A 1,197-nucleotide genomic window follows, 5' to 3' on the forward strand; every position below is an offset into this window, starting at 1 on the left:
GATGGCCAAGGAAAAATTTTCGCGTTCGAAGCCGCACTGCAACATTGGCACGATTGGCCACGTTGACCACGGCAAGACGTCGCTGACGGCGGCGATCACGAAGGTTCTGGCTGAGTCGGGTGGGGCGACCTTCACGGCGTACGACCAGATCGACAAGGCTCCGGAGGAGAAGGCGCGCGGGATCACGATCTCGACGGCGCACGTGGAGTACGAGACGACGAACCGTCACTACGCGCACGTGGACTGCCCCGGCCACGCCGACTACGTGAAGAACATGATCACGGGCGCGGCGCAGATGGACGGCGCGATCCTGGTGGTGTCGGCGGCCGACGGCCCGATGCCGCAGACGCGCGAGCACATCCTTCTGGCCCGTCAGGTCGGCGTTCCGGCGCTGGTGGTGTTCCTCAACAAGGTCGACATGGTCGATGACGAGGAGCTTCTCGAGCTGGTCGAGCTGGAGGTGCGCGAGCTTCTGTCGAAGTACGACTTCCCCGGCGACGACATCCCGATCACCAAGGGCTCGGCCCTGATGGCGCTGGAGGACAAGGAGCCGAAGATCGGCAAGGAAGCCGTTCTGAAGCTGATGGAGACGGTGGACAGCTACATCCCGCAGCCGGAGCGTCCGATCGACATGCCGTTCCTGATGCCGATCGAGGACGTGTTCTCGATCTCGGGCCGCGGCACGGTGGTGACGGGTCGCGTGGAGCGCGGCATCGTGAAGGTGGGCGAGACGGTCGAGATCGTCGGCATCCGCCCGACCACGACGACGACGGTGACGGGCGTCGAGATGTTCCGCAAGCTGCTCGACCAGGGCCAGGCGGGCGACAACGTGGGCGTTCTGCTGCGCGGCACGAAGCGCGAGGACGTGGAGCGGGGCCAGGTGGTGTGCAAGCCGGGCTCGGTGAAGCCGCACTCGAAGTTCAAGGCCGAGGCCTACATCCTGACCAAGGAGGAGGGCGGGCGCCACACGCCGTTCTTCACCAACTACCGCCCGCAGTTCTACTTCCGGACCACGGACGTGACGGGCGTGTGCCAGCTTCCCGAGGGCACCGAGATGGTGATGCCGGGCGACAACGTGACCATGGACGTCACGCTGATCACCCCGGTCGCCATGGAGGAGAAGCTGCGCTTCGCCATCCGCGAGGGCGGCCGCACCGTCGGTGCCGGCGTCGTCGCCGCCATCAACGACTGAGCCTC

Annotated in this window: 1 protein-coding gene; it reads left to right on the forward strand. The window is 66.0% G+C overall.

Going from position 1 to position 1,197, the window contains the following annotated elements; translation table 11 throughout:
- Position 1 precedes the first annotated feature (1 nt).
- Positions 2–1,192 carry an elongation factor Tu gene (gene tuf / locus MET9862_RS29010; RefSeq protein ID WP_142586316.1) on the forward strand — a complete coding sequence of 397 codons (1,191 nt, stop codon included), beginning with the start codon at positions 2–4 and terminating at the stop codon, positions 1,190–1,192.
- Positions 1,193–1,197: the final 5 nt, after the last annotated feature.

Source organism: Methylobacterium symbioticum (genome assembly GCF_902141845.1).
Classification (GTDB): domain Bacteria; phylum Pseudomonadota; class Alphaproteobacteria; order Rhizobiales; family Beijerinckiaceae; genus Methylobacterium; species Methylobacterium symbioticum.

Bases quoted from the DNA above. Each gene is read 5' to 3' on its own strand.
- tuf (WP_142586316.1), top strand. From the start codon at position 2: ATGGCCAAGGAAAAATTTTCGCGTTCGAAGCCGCACTGCAACATTGGC.